Source organism: Lolliginicoccus lacisalsi (assembly GCF_014841105.1).
In the GTDB taxonomy this organism is placed as follows: domain Bacteria; phylum Actinomycetota; class Actinomycetes; order Mycobacteriales; family Mycobacteriaceae; genus Lolliginicoccus; species Lolliginicoccus lacisalsi.
On sequence record NZ_JACYWE010000001.1, the window covers coordinates 605445 to 616747 of the forward strand.

Here is an 11303-nt window from a genome sequence, read left to right on the forward strand (position 1 = left end):
CACCGTGCCCGCCATACCACCGCCCCGCGACGCCAGCCTGAGCACCGACATCGCCGAGCTCGAGCACCACAATGCCCTCGAATCCACCGAGCACACCCGCGTCGATGAGCGCGCGGCCTGGAAGTGGGCGGTGTTCGTGGTGGCGCTGGCGTTCGCGCTGTTCCATGTGCTGACCTCGCCACTGTTCGAGGGATCCCTGCCCGCCCGGCAGCAAGGACCGTTCCATGTATCCCTCGCCGTTGCGCTGATCTTCCTGCTCTATCCCGCCAGGACATGGACGTCCCCGCGGCAGAAGCGAATAGGCACCGCGCTCGTGGTGGCCGGCGTGCTCGTCGTCGCGGCATTGCTCGCGCAAGGCGTCGCGGGGATGCACATCGTGGTGCCGTCGTTGCTCGTGATCGCGCTCACCCAGCTGGCACGCCATGTTCCCGTGTCGATCGGGGGGATTCCCGCCGGCGATGTGGCGATGGCGGTGCTGAGCGTGCTCGTCGGGTACTACGTCTTCGCCAACTACGAAACCATCCTGCGCACCGCAGGCATCCTGGACCCGGCGAACATCGCGGTAGGCACGGCGGGCTTGCTGCTCATCCTCGTGGCAGCACAGCGCGTCCTCGGCCCTGCACTGGTCGTCCTCGCCTCATTGATGCTGGCCTATGCGTACTACGGGCCCGTGCTACCGGGATTCCTCGGCCATAGCGGCCACAGCCTCGACCGCATCGTCAACGTCTCCTTCTTCACCGATGAGGCAGTCTTCGGCACTCCAGTGCGGGTATCGGCGACGGTGATCTTCCTGTTCCTAGTCTTCGCCGCGATCCTGCAGCGCACCGGCATGGAGCGGTTCTTCACCGATGCTGCCCTGGGCGCCACCGGATGGTCGCGGGGCGGCACCGCCAAAGTGGGCGTGGCAACGAGCGCGTTCTCCGGCACGATCACCGGCTCCTCGGTCGCGAACACCGTCAGCAACGGGGCGTTCACGATCCCGATGATGAAGAAGTCCGGCTATTCGCCGAACTATGCGGGAGCGGTGGAGGCATCGTCCTCAACGGGCGGGCAGATCGCCCCACCGATCATGGGCGCGGGCGCGTTCATCATGATGGAGATCACCGGCATCCCATACGCGGAGATCCTGAAGGCCGCGATCATCCCGGCGGTGCTGTTCTTTGCCGCGCAGTTCGTCGTGATCCATTTTGATGCGCGGCGCCTCGGCATCGGGGGCATCCCCAAGTCGATGCTGCCGAGCGTACGGCAGATCATGGCGGCGAAGGGGTACTTGCTGGTTCCGATCGTGGCGATCTTCCTCCTGCTGTCGATGGGCTTCAGCCCGGGTTTCGCGGCGATGGCATCCATCGCCATCGCGATCGGCATCAACGTGCTGGTCCAGCTGATGCACCCTCTAGTCGTGGCGGTCGCGCCGGGAAGGGGGCTTGTCGCCGCCCCGCGCCCCTCGTCCGACCGGGCCCAGGGCGCGTTGACGCTGCTGGCCTGGACAGCGGTCACTGTGCTGGGAGCAGCCGCGCTGCACTGGCTCGTAGGGGCAGCGCTGCCCGGCTTGTCACCGTTGTTGCGGATGACGGTGGTCGCGCTGGTGCTCGGCGTGCTCGTGGCGGTGCTGGCGCAGATGGTCGCGCGCAAGCGTGGCTTCGCCCCGGACAAGGACGCTGCGGAGCCCCTACCGGTGGCCATGCGGGAATCGTGGCGGTTGATCGTGCCGTTCACCGTGGTGCTCTCGGCAATGTGGCTCGTGGATCTGGCAGTCGATCTGATGCTGCCGGATATGTCGCGGGCATGGTCGATCGTGGTGACCTCGTTCCTGCTAGCGCTGGTCGTGACACCGCTGGTCGTGTTGTTCGCGGGATGGGGGCGGGATTCCGACGAGAAGCTGTCGGTGGCGAGCCTTGCCGATGGACTGGTGGGAGCAACGCGCATCGCGCTGCCCATCGTAGTGGCGTGCGCGGCGGCGGGGATCCTGGCCGGGATGATCACCCTGACCGGCTTGGGCCACAAGCTCGCTGATGGCCTGATCAGTCTTGGCGGGGGATACCTGATCCCGGTGCTGGCGATGTCGATGCTGGCGTGCTTGATCCTGGGCATTGGTCTGCCGACGACGGCGAACTATGTGGTGACCGCGACCCTCGCTGCGCCAGCGATCGTAGTGCTGCTCCAGGGTGATCTGCCGGAGGCCACGGTCGCGATGATCCTGTCGGCTCACCTGTTCGTGTTCTATTTCGGCGTGATGGCGGATATCACTCCCCCGGTGTGCCTGGCCGCGTACGCGGCATGCGGGATCTCGGGCGGCGATCCGATCCGCACCGGAGGCAACGCTGTGCGGATCGCGGTCTCGGGCTTCGTGGTGCCGTTCCTCTTCGTGATCAGTCCCGAGCTGCTGCTGCAGGATGTGAACTGGGGCCAGGGCATTCTCGCGATCGTGTCGTCGTTGGCCGGGGTGTTTTTCCTCGGCATCGCGGTGGTCGGATTCCTTCATGAGCGGATCAGTTGGGCCGGGCGCGCTGTGCTGGGGGCCGCAGGCCTGATGCTGGTGCACTACGGAGTGCTCACGGACGTCGCGGGACTCGCCCTCGGAGTGATCGTGATGAGCCTGCATGCACGCGGCATCCGGAAGGACGCCAGGGCAGCGAGCGACCGGCAGGCTGATCCGGCGCAGGCTGATCCGGCGCAGGCTGATCCAGCGCAGGCTGAGCCAGGGAGCTAGTAGGGCTCGTCTAGCAAACCATCGCTTGTCCCGCCGTGGAGCGGCAATGCTTCGGTGACGACGTTGTAGGAGATGGAGGGGCCGTAGCCCCGCCGGGCCAGCATTCCGACCAGCCGTTGAATGGCGCGCTGCTTCTCCCGCGGATCGCTCCAGTCGACGGGCGCGCTCGCGCGCAAGCGCTTATCAACGAGCTCGCGGGCCCTGTCGCGCTCGTCGTCATCGCTGATGGTGCCCAGCGCGTGCTGTGCATCCTCATCGTCGACCCCCTTGCGCCTGAGCTCATTGGCGATCGCACGCTTGCCCTTGCCCGCGTACTGGTGCCGCGAGCGGACCCATGCTTGCGCGAACTCGGCGTCATCGATGAGCTTGACCTCGGCGAAGCGCTCGAGCACGGCATCGCTGATAGGGGTGGGGATCCCTTTGCTCTCCAGCTTCGTCCGCAGCTCGTCGCGGGTGTGGGCGCGCATCGCGAGCCAGCGCAGGCACAAGCTCTTGGCGTGTGCCTGCCACTCCTCGGGCGACCGCTCCTGCTCCTCGGCGCGCGGGCTCATCAGAACTCCGCAGCAGGAGCTTCCACCTCGGCGTCGAGCACCGCGCCGATACCGAGCTTCTCCTTGACCTTCTTCTCGATCTCGTCGCCCACCTCGGGGTTCTCGAGCAGGTACTTGCGGGCATTCTCCTTGCCCTGGCCAAGCTGGTCGCCTTCATAGGTGAACCAGGAGCCCGACTTGCGGATGAATCCATGCGTCACGCCCATGTCGATGAGCGAGCCCTCGCGGCTGATGCCGTGTCCGTAGAGGATGTCGAACTCTGCCTGCTTGAACGGGGGCGAGACCTTGTTCTTGACGACCTTGACGCGAGTACGGTTGCCGACAGCGTCAGTGCCATCCTTCAGCGTCTCGATCCGGCGCACGTCGAGCCGCACGGACGAGTAGAACTTCAGTGCCTTGCCACCGGTCGTGGTCTCGGGGGAACCAAACATCACACCGATCTTCTCGCGGAGCTGGTTGATGAAGATCGCGGTGGTCCCGGCCGAGCTGAGCGCCGAGGTCATTTTCCGCAGCGCCTGGCTCATGAGGCGGGCCTGCAGACCGACGTGGCTATCGCCCATCTCGCCCTCGATCTCAGCGCGGGGCACCAGTGCGGCCACCGAGTCGATCACGAGGATGTCCAGGGCACCCGAGCGAACGAGCATGTCGGCGATCTCGAGAGCCTGCTCGCCGGTATCCGGCTGGGAGACCAGCAGCGCGTCGGTATCGACACCGAGAGCGCGCGCATAGTCAGGATCGAGCGCATGCTCGGCATCGATGAATGCCGCGATGCCACCAGCCTTCTGCGCGTTGGCGACCGCGTGCAGCGCCACGGTCGTCTTGCCGGAGGACTCAGGGCCATAGATCTCCACGACCCTGCCTCGCGGCAATCCGCCGATGCCCAGGGCCACGTCGAGCGCGATGGAACCCGTGGGGATCACCGCGATGGGCTGGCGCGGCTCATCGCCCAGCCTCATTACCGAGCCCTTGCCGAACGACTTGTCGATCTGCGCGAGCGCTAGCTCGAGCGCCTTCTCGCGGTCATATGCAGGTGCCATGTCTGAATCTCCTTGGACTAGGTGCGCGGCGGCGATGTGCCTGTCAGTGAGACCCGGCAGTGCCCCACTCATGGCTACCGTACGACCGGCCACTGACAATTTTGCGTTCCCGCGCCCACGCTGTGGATAACCACCTCGCCATGCACAGGCCGGGAATCCACGCTGGTGCGAGTTCCCGATGGACGCGCTTCCGCGCGTGGCCGATCCGGTACGACTGGCACCACTATACCGAACACACGTTCGAATGCTAGCGATGCAGCTCCGGGACATCGAACTCATCGCACAGCGCGTGCCACACCTCGCGCAGCGAGACGCCACTGCTGATGGCCCGCTCCGCCGTGACGCCCCCGAGAGAGGTCAGCACGTGGTCGCGCAAGAGGGTTGGTCCAAGCCGGGCGCCGAGGCAGCTCTCGACCTTGCCCTGGAAATCGGTCAATCGCACGGCCCCACCCTACTGCGTTACCGCCGACCAGGGCACTCCCGAAGGAACCGCGGCCACCAGAGGCGGAAGCGTCGGCGGAGGCGGAAGCGTCGGCGGAGGTGGAACATTTTCCCGCCCCACGGTGGAAAAGTTTCCACTAGCTGCCGGCCCCACACAGTCGAGCGCTCGGGCCTGGCCCACGAGCACCCACCCCCGCCGCGAGCCGCGAGCCGACAACGGGAATCTGCGAGTGAAAGTCAACTAATCGCGTCCGGAAACCGGACATCTGTTGACTTGCGCTCGCAGATCTGGGAAGCCGCCCCGGCCCCACGAGCCCGGCCCCACGAGCCCGGCCCAAAGAGCCCGGCGGCCCACGAGCCCGGCAGCCGCTACCCGCGAGCGAGCACGCCCTCGCAGACCGAGAGCGGATCTTGCACGTCGCTCGCGGTCCGTGCCGCCTCCGCGGCCGCGGCCCGGTACCGCGGGTCGCCGACGACACGCTCGATGGCCGCGCGCACGGCCGCGGGATCGAGGTCGCCGTCGCTGTTCGTGCGGACGATCTCGGCGACGCCCCGGCGCTGGGCCCGCGCGGCAAGCTCCCGCTGGTCGCCTTCGCCGGGGATGATCACCATCGGAGTTCCGGCGAGGAGAGCGCGGGCGAGGGTTCCGGGGCCGCCACCGCACACCAGCACCGCGGCCTCCCGCAGGAGTGGTTCCTGCCTGCCCTGCCCGACAACGCACCAGTCCGGTAGCTCGCGGGGCTGTCCGCCGAGCACGGTGGCGACCATCCGCCAGGGCGTCGCGGGGGGCCCGCCTCCGCGCAGCGCCTCGATGACGGCGTCGATCATGCCTTCCACGCCGCCGCGGCTCGCGGTCGAGGGCGACACCATGACCAGCGGCCCGTCGCCGGGCGGTCTCGGCAGGTCGGTGCTGGCGGGCTCCCAGACGAGTGGCCCCACGAGGTGCGCGTGCGCCGGCCAGTCCGGCCTGGGCACCTCCATCGCCGGCAGGGTCGCGATGAGGCGCGCGCGTGGCCCAGGATCCCGCTCCGGCATGCCGATGGAGGCGCGCGCCCGGGCTCGCTGGGCCTGCCCGCGGCGTCGGTCCCTGGCCACGAGGGCGCGCAGCACGGTGTCGCGGGCTCGACCTGGCAGCCCGGTACCTGGCTCAAGGCCGCTTCCGACCGGGGGCAGCCCGCGCGAGGGCAGGTACAGAGGATGCGGTGACAGCTCTGCCCAGGGGATCCCGAGGCGCTCGGCGGCGAGCCCGCCCGCCACGGTGATGACGTCGGAGACCACGAGGTCCGGCATCAATCGATTGAGGGCGGGCAGGAGCTGGGTGGACATCGTCGCCGCGCGCTCGTGGATGCGATGCCCCGCGTCGACGTCGAGATCCTCGGCGCCGCGCCCCAGGCCGGGCAGCTCGCGCGCATCGAGGCCCGCGGCGCGCGCGTGGTCGAGCCACCGGGTCCCGGTGAACACCACCGCCTCGCTTCCGCTCCCGGCGATGTGCCTGGCCAGTGCCATAGCGGGGAACGCGTGCCCCGGGTCGGGTCCAGCCACGACAGCGATGCGCATGTGCGTTGTTCCTTGCTTCCTAGAGCCTCGTCGAGGGCGTGGTCGGTGTGCGCGGTCCGGCGAAGAACCGGTAGATCAGGTAGGCGGCTGTCGCGATGAGCGCGAGCGTGATGACTGTCGACAACACATCGAACAGGGCACCGAGCACGATGATGGCAAGCCACGCGATGATGATGGCGGCCACGATGCGGAGGACCATGATGACTCCCGTACTAGTTGGGTGGTGCGCCCGGGCGCTACTGCCCCGGGCTTTCCTCCAGCATGCGTGACCGATGCGGGCTTGTCAGCATGCGGGCGCGGAGTTCAGGGTGAGGATCAGGGAGTACCCCGAGAGGTGGAGTTCCTGCTCAGGCAGTGCGCCAGGGGTGCTCGTCGCTCCGCCGCGGGCGGGCACGTCCCGGGTCGATCCTGGTGCTCTGCGCGATCGATGGATTCGGAGCGGCAAGCGGATCGATGCGCTCGGACCGGGGCCCGCGCGCCGCCATCGGCGCGCCGGACGTCGGCTCTCCCAGGCTGTTGAGCTCACGGAGGCCATGGGCTAGTCCCTCGAGCCGGTCGGCGGCATCGAGGAGCTCGGCGCGCCGCCTGTCCATTGCTTCCAGCGAGCGTCCGCCCGGCTGCGCGGGCCGCGATGGATCGAAGGCAGCCTCGGTCATCTGGCTTGCCGCGAGCGCGAGCGCCTCGATCTCCTCGACCCCGTCGGAGACCTGGTCAGCGAGCGCGCTGATTGGCACGCGAAGGTCGTGCTGGGCTCCCGAAGCGCCGTTCCCGGCCCTTCCCCGCCGCTGGCCGCTACCGCGCAGCGCCCTCTGCGCGTGCTCCATCTCGACGATGTCGCGCGCGGTGGCCTCGAGGGCGTCCCCGGCGGCGGCGCTCGCTACCGAGATCTCCTCGAGGTCGGCATGCGGGACGACCTCCGCGCGGGACAGGACGGTGAGCATCCGGTAGAGGCTTTGCTCGGCGTCGCCGAGGCGCAGCATCGAGTCGTACGCCGCCGAGGTGTAGCCAGGGTGGAAGCGCCTGGCTGGCCGAACGGGCGGCAGCGGTTGCGACCGATAGACGCGGAAGCGTTGCCAGGCCATGACTGCCGGAACAGCGAGCAATGCTGTCGCTCCCCCGCCCGCGATGATCGTCCAGTCCGGGGCACTCGCGGCCGCGAGGCCCATTGTTCCCGTCGCGGTGATGCCAGATCCCGTGCCGAGGCGGACCGAGCGGCGACGTGCCTTCCTTGTCCGCCGGATCTGCTTCTCGCGCGGGTCGGTGAAGCGAGTGACCGCATCGGTGACGCGGCCGTGCACATCGCGAAAGAACTGCCCGGCTCCGCCTGCTCGGGACGTCACGGCCTGGACCTCCTCGCTGCTCCGGTCACCCCGCTGCGTTGGGCTCCGCCTGCCCGTGCTGCTGCGGCTTGTCCGCCGCGACCTGCGGGGCGCTCGATGATTCGGGAGCGCTGCTGATCTGGTTGCCCTTCATCGATGCCCGGATCTGCTCGAGGCGGCTGTGCCCGGCCATCTCCACGGTCGACTGCTGCACCTCCATCATCCGGCCCTGCACGGAGTTCTTATGCAGCTCAGTGGTGCCGAGGGCATTCGCGTAGCGCTGCTCGATCTTGTCGCGCACCGAATCGAGGCTTGGAGTGTTGCCAGGCGCGGAGAGCTCGGACATCGACCGCAGCGAGTTGCCGACCTGCTCCTGCATCTTGGCCTGCTCGAGCTGGCTGAGCAGCTTGGTGCGCTCGGCGAGCTTCTGCTGGAGCATCATCGCGTTCTGCTCGACAGCGTTCTTGGCCTGCTGCGCAGCGCCCACCGCCTGGTGATGCAGGGCCTTGAGGTCCTCGATGTTGGTCTCCGCGGTGACGAGCTGCGCGGCAAAAGCCTCGGCGGCGTTCTCGTACTGCTGCGCCTTCTGGGTATCGCCCTGCGCGGCTGCCTTCTCGGACATCTGCAGTGCCTGGCGGGTACTGGCCTGGAGCTTCTCGACCTCGGCGATCTGGCGGTTGAGCCGCATCTCGAGCTGCCGCTGGTTGCCGATCACGGCCGCAGCCTGCTGGGACAGGGCCTGGTGCTGGCGCTGCGCGTCCTCGATGGCCTGCTGGATCTGCACCTTGGGGTCGGCGTTCTCATCGATGGAGGCATTCATCTTGGCCTTCATGTAGTGCCACCATTTCGCAAACGGGTTCGCCATGGCCCCATCCTCCCAGTCTGTTTGTCGGTCCCTCGTGCCGCGATTCTACCCGGACGGACGAGCACGAGCCTCCGTCGCGAGCCACGCGCATCCAGCGCGCTGTCACGCATGTCGAATCTATCCCGGATCAGATGGCGGCGCATCGGGGAATCCACCGATACGCCACTCTCGCGCGCCGCGCAGCCCGATCACCGGGAGGTGGCAAGGCTTGCCGCGACGGGCACTCCGCTACGCGGCGACCAGTTCCTCCGCGCCGCTCGCGACCTTCGCCGCCGAGCGCTGCGGGATGACGACCCGAGCCGTCCGCTCCTCAACGCCACCAAGGGCAGCGGATTCGCTGGCGAGCAGGGAGCTGACATCGAACAGGACGTCGGCTAGCTCGACATCGAGCGCATCGCAGATGGAAGCAAGCAGCTCGCTCGATGCTTCCTTGCGGCCACGCTCCACCTCCGACAGGTAGCCCAGGCTCACGCGGGCCATGCTCGACACCTCGCGTAGTGTCCTGCTCTGGGACACCCGGACGCGCCGCAGGCTGTCACCGAGCGCTTCCCGTAGCAGCAGCGCCATGTCGCTCCTCCATCCTCATTGTTCTCCGCGGGCAACGGCACCAGCGGCCGCGAGGCCTAGCGCCGCCTCTCGCGGGCGGGCAACTCACAAAGAGTCAACGCACAGCGACCGCGAGAGGTTCCCAGACCCCTGACTCTAGACCTGTTGACCGTCAACTTCGATGACTAACGCGGCGAAGGCCTGCCTGGTCACCTCGACACGGATATCCCACCGGGGCCCGGGAACCGACAGTTCCAGGACTGCTTCGCCGCCCGGGCCCGCGATTCCCACGTAGGCCGTGCCCACCGGTTTTCCTTCTTGCTCGTCGGGCCCGGCGACACCAGTGAGGCCGATCCCCCAGTCCGCGCCGAGCTGTCTCCGCGCTCCCCGCGCGAGCTCGGTCGCCGTCTGCGCGGAGACCGCGCCGTGCCGGTCCAGGGTCGCCTCGGCCACCCCAGCCAGCGATGCCTTCGAGTCCGTCGCGTACACAACAAGCCCTCCGCGCAGCACCGCGCTGGCGCCGGGCACGCCCGCGATCGCCGCGCACGCCATGCCTGCGGTGAGGGATTCCGCCAGCGCTATCGTCTGGCCCCTGCGGGTAAGGGCAGTCACGACGGCCTCGGCATTGGTGGCACTGGCCAGCGGATCCACGATCAGTTGCTCGCCTGGCCGGACAGTCCATCGCGCCGCAGCCGCAATGCCTGGACGACGTAATCGAGGCCAGTGGCCACAGTGACAAGGACAGCGGCGGCCATGAGCGTGACGCTGATCGGGTCCACCCAGGCCGGCAGCGGGAAGATGAAGAAGCAGATCGCGACGATCTGCACGACTGTCTTGAGCTTGCCGCCGCGACCGGCCGGCATCACGCCATGGCGGATCACCCAGAAGCGCAGCAGGGTGATGCCGAGCTCGCGGAAGAGGATGATGCCGGTGACCCACCAGCTCAGGTCGCCGAGGATCGACAGTCCGATCAACGCGCCGCCCATCAGGGCCTTGTCAGCGATCGGGTCAGCGATTTTGCCGAAATCAGTGATGAGCCCATGCTTGCGCGCCAGGTGCCCGTCATAGCGATCGGTGACCGCCGCGAGGATGAACAACGCGCCCGCGGTGATGCGCCACAGGGTGGACTCACCATCCTCGATGAGCAGCGCGACCAGGAACACCGGAACGATCAGGATCCTCAGCACGGTCAGCACGTTGGCCACGTTGAGCACGGGCACGGGCTCGGTCACGTCATCAGCGTGCCCGGGGATTCCTCGATCGTCACTGTTCGCCACCTGTCCAGACTATCTGGCGCGGATCCGGTTAGTCTTGCCGACATGACAAATCACGGCGGCGCGACCCCAGTGCCGGCGAGGAGCGCCGGAATGGTGGTGCGGCGCGCCCGCACCGCGGACGTGCCCGCGATCAAGTCGCTGGTCGACTTCTACGCGCCCAGGATCCTGCTCGAGAAGAACCTCGTCACGCTCTACGAATCGATCCAGGAATTCTGGGTCGCCGAGCATGAAAGCTCGATCATCGCGTGCGGCGCGCTGCACGTGCTGTGGGCCGACCTCGGCGAAGTACGCACTGTCGCCGTGGATCCACGGTTCAAGGGGCACGGCGCGGGCCATGCGGTCGTCGCCCAGCTCATCGAGATCGCGCGCGACCTCGGGCTCAAGCGCGTGTTCGTGCTCACCTTCGAGGTGCAGTTCTTCGCGCGACATGGATTCCGCGAGATCAGCGGGACGCCAGTCTCGTCGGATGTCTTCAGCGAGATGCGTCGCTCGTACGATACCGGTGTCGCGGAGTTCCTCGATCTCAGCTACGCCAAGCCCAACACCCTCGGCAATACCCGCATGCTGCTCGCGCTGTGAGCCCGCGGCTTGAAAGGACAACCACGAATGGATCTGCTCGCGGTTCGCTATACGTACGAGGCATCGGAGGCCACCCAGCGAGATGAGCATCGCCCCGCGCACCGGGAGTGGCTGCGCGACCGGCTCGCGGACGGGATCGTCGTATCGGCGGGCGCCTTCGGCGATGGGAGCGGCGCGCTGATCCTGCTCGATGCCGAGCGCGCCGACGGCCCGACCGGCGCTCGCGCGCTGCTGGAGGGCGATCCCTTCGTCGTCGAGGGCCTCGCGCATGACATCGCGGTGACCGAGTGGTCACCGGTGATGGGTGCTTTCAGCGACCCAGCCTGAACCGGTGCTCGCCGGATCGGCTCGCTCACTGGGTGCTGCCCGGCTAGCCTGCAGCGAGACCTCCGCTGAAAGGGGCAGTTATGTGCGGTTTTGC

Annotated in this window: 13 protein-coding genes; 3 read left to right on the forward strand and 10 right to left on the reverse strand. The window is 67.9% G+C overall.

The features are described 5' to 3' along the window. Positions 1 to 4 precede the first annotated feature (4 nt). Positions 5 to 2710 (forward strand): TRAP transporter permease, encoded by a 2706-nt coding sequence (locus HT102_RS02785; protein ID WP_192037855.1) that lies wholly within the window; start codon positions 5 to 7, stop codon positions 2708 to 2710. Here the strand turns inward: HT102_RS02785 and HT102_RS02790 are convergent. The 10 genes from HT102_RS02790 to pgsA all read right to left on the reverse strand — a co-directional run bounded on the left by HT102_RS02790 (position 2707) and on the right by pgsA (position 10303). Further along, the gene (locus HT102_RS02790; RefSeq protein WP_192037856.1) at positions 2707 to 3261 is read right to left on the reverse strand and encodes a regulatory protein RecX; all 555 of its coding nucleotides are present in this window, start codon (positions 3259 to 3261) and stop codon (positions 2707 to 2709) included. The two genes, HT102_RS02785 and HT102_RS02790, sit on opposite strands and share 4 nt — an antisense overlap. Next, complete coding sequence (recA, locus tag HT102_RS02795; protein ID WP_192037857.1) at positions 3261 to 4298, reverse strand: recombinase RecA; 1038 nt, start codon at positions 4296 to 4298, stop codon at positions 3261 to 3263. Before recA ends, HT102_RS02790 begins: the two co-directional genes overlap by 1 nt. A gap of 247 nt (positions 4299 to 4545) precedes the next feature. Further along, positions 4546 to 4740: a DUF3046 domain-containing protein gene (locus HT102_RS02800; RefSeq protein WP_192037858.1), complete on the reverse strand. Its 195-nt coding sequence runs from the start codon at positions 4738 to 4740 to the stop codon at positions 4546 to 4548. A 368-nt stretch (positions 4741 to 5108) separates the two neighbouring features. Further along, on the reverse strand, positions 5109 to 6296 hold the full coding sequence (locus tag HT102_RS02805; protein ID WP_192037859.1) for a glycosyltransferase: 1188 nt from the start codon (positions 6294 to 6296) through the stop codon (positions 5109 to 5111). A gap of 19 nt (positions 6297 to 6315) precedes the next feature. Further along, complete coding sequence (locus tag HT102_RS02810) at positions 6316 to 6495, reverse strand: hypothetical protein (RefSeq protein WP_149359916.1); 180 nt, start codon at positions 6493 to 6495, stop codon at positions 6316 to 6318. A 148-nt stretch (positions 6496 to 6643) separates the two neighbouring features. Further along, positions 6644 to 7636: a phage shock envelope stress response protein PspM gene (gene pspM, locus HT102_RS02815; RefSeq protein WP_192037860.1), complete on the reverse strand. Its 993-nt coding sequence runs from the start codon at positions 7634 to 7636 to the stop codon at positions 6644 to 6646. Positions 7637 to 7661: 25 nt separating this feature from the next. After that, positions 7662 to 8480 carry a PspA/IM30 family protein gene (locus HT102_RS02820; protein ID WP_192037861.1) on the reverse strand — a complete coding sequence of 273 codons (819 nt, stop codon included), beginning with the start codon at positions 8478 to 8480 and terminating at the stop codon, positions 7662 to 7664. 228 nt (positions 8481 to 8708) lie between these two features. Further along, positions 8709 to 9047: a helix-turn-helix domain-containing protein gene (locus HT102_RS02825; RefSeq protein ID WP_192037862.1), complete on the reverse strand. Its 339-nt coding sequence runs from the start codon at positions 9045 to 9047 to the stop codon at positions 8709 to 8711. A gap of 135 nt (positions 9048 to 9182) precedes the next feature. Continuing rightward, positions 9183 to 9680 carry a CinA family protein gene (locus HT102_RS02830; protein WP_192038028.1) on the reverse strand — a complete coding sequence of 166 codons (498 nt, stop codon included), beginning with the start codon at positions 9678 to 9680 and terminating at the stop codon, positions 9183 to 9185. Beyond that, positions 9680 to 10303 carry a CDP-diacylglycerol--glycerol-3-phosphate 3-phosphatidyltransferase gene (gene pgsA, locus HT102_RS02835; RefSeq protein WP_192037863.1) on the reverse strand — a complete coding sequence of 208 codons (624 nt, stop codon included), beginning with the start codon at positions 10301 to 10303 and terminating at the stop codon, positions 9680 to 9682. The genes HT102_RS02830 and pgsA overlap by 1 nt, the downstream gene beginning before the upstream one ends. A gap of 90 nt (positions 10304 to 10393) precedes the next feature. Between pgsA and HT102_RS02840 the strand changes: the two genes are divergently transcribed. Next, positions 10394 to 10882 carry an amino-acid N-acetyltransferase gene (locus HT102_RS02840; RefSeq protein WP_192037864.1) on the forward strand — a complete coding sequence of 163 codons (489 nt, stop codon included), beginning with the start codon at positions 10394 to 10396 and terminating at the stop codon, positions 10880 to 10882. A gap of 27 nt (positions 10883 to 10909) precedes the next feature. Next, on the forward strand, positions 10910 to 11209 hold the full coding sequence (locus HT102_RS02845) for a YciI family protein (protein WP_192037865.1): 300 nt from the start codon (positions 10910 to 10912) through the stop codon (positions 11207 to 11209). The last annotated feature ends 94 nt before the right edge of the window (positions 11210 to 11303 follow it).